General features: G+C 49.1%; 2 protein-coding genes. One reads left to right on the top strand and one right to left on the bottom strand.

Annotated features, from left to right (window positions below):
* Positions 1–57 precede the first annotated feature (57 nt).
* Positions 58–399 (top strand): DUF1971 domain-containing protein, encoded by a 342-nt coding sequence (locus FDW87_RS18240; protein ID WP_016153372.1) that lies wholly within the window; start codon positions 58–60, stop codon positions 397–399.
* A 29-nt stretch (positions 400–428) separates the two neighbouring features.
* Here FDW87_RS18240 and FDW87_RS18235 read toward each other — a convergent pair whose 3' ends face one another.
* Entirely contained in the window at positions 429–875 is a 447-nt protein-coding gene (locus FDW87_RS18235; protein ID WP_046275021.1) for a YcgN family cysteine cluster protein, read from the bottom strand.
* Positions 876–907 lie beyond the last annotated feature (32 nt).

The raw sequence follows: 907 nt of genomic DNA, 5'->3' as shown, positions 1-907 counted from the left end.
CATCTATAAGATGTATATTAAATACATCTTATAGATGCCACACCAAGGAGATGTCTGATGTCCCATTTACGCATCCCGGCAAACTGGAAAGTAAAACGCTCTACTCCCTTCTTTACCAAAGACAACGTCCCGGCAGCACTTCTTTCTCACCATAACACCGCAGCAGGCGTGTTTGGACAGCTCTGCGTAATGGAAGGTACGGTAACGTATTATGGCTTTGCCAATGAAGACGCAAAAGAACCTGAAGTGAAAGTGGTGATTAATGCCGGTCAGTTCGCGACCAGCCCACCGCAGTACTGGCATCGCGTTGAATTAAGCGACGATGCGCAATTCAACATTAACTTCTGGGTGGAAGATGACAACCACTCCGATGAAATGTATCAGGCGAAAAAGTCTTAACCCTTAACGCCTGCTAATCGATGGGCGGCTCAGTCCGCCCATGAAGGTTTGTTCAGGATATGCTCCTGCCAGTCTCGCACTTCCGACTCTTTCACCGCAATATGACGAACCGAGATACGTTCACCGTGCATCGCCGCTTTTGATCCTGTCAGCAACGGGTGCCACTCCGGTAGCCCTTTTCCTTCTGCGAGCAGACGATAGGCGCAGGTCATCGGCAACCATTCAAAAGTCGGCAGATTATCACGCGTCAGTTTGATGCAGTCAGGCTCGTACTCGAATCGACGTTCGTAATTACGACACTGGCAGGTTTTAATGTTGAGCTGACGACAGGCGACGTTGGTAAAGTAGATTTCGTCAGTGTCTTCATCCATCAGCTTATGCAGGCAGCATTGACCGCACCCGTCACATAATGACTCCCACTCGGCATCGGTCATTTCATCAAGGGTTTTACTTTGCCAGAAAGGTATGTCGCTCATCAGGGTTTCCGCTATTGCAATAAAGCTGCACC

The organism is Citrobacter sp. wls826, from assembly GCF_005281245.1.
GTDB lineage: Bacteria > Pseudomonadota > Gammaproteobacteria > Enterobacterales > Enterobacteriaceae > Citrobacter > Citrobacter braakii.
This window is presented reverse-complemented; position numbering and strand designations above follow the sequence as displayed.